Consider the following 227-nt stretch of genomic DNA (forward strand, 5'->3'; position numbering starts at 1 on the left):
AAAGCCAAAAGGTTGCAAAGACTCCTGTTGAAGTCATACTATGCAAGGCTTTTAGCGGTAAGACGAGTGACCCAAGACAACCAAGGCAAGAAAACTGCCGGAGTAGATGGTGTGATAGCAATATCCCCGAAACAAAGGTTTGAACTTGTTGAGGAAATCAAAGGAAACTTCAAAGCCAAGCCATTACGGAGAGTTTGGATACCAAAACCCGGACGGGATGAAAAACG

Annotated in this window: 1 protein-coding gene; it reads left to right on the plus strand. The window is 44.5% G+C overall.

All coding sequences use genetic code 11. From position 1 onward, the window contains the following. Positions 1-227: reverse transcriptase N-terminal domain-containing protein (locus tag LKE08_RS29285; RefSeq protein WP_324704338.1), on the plus strand; the 227-nt coding region annotated here is incomplete at both ends.

This window comes from Lyngbya sp. CCY1209, from assembly GCF_035615495.1.
Classification (GTDB): Bacteria; Cyanobacteriota; Cyanobacteriia; order Cyanobacteriales; family Microcoleaceae; genus Limnospira.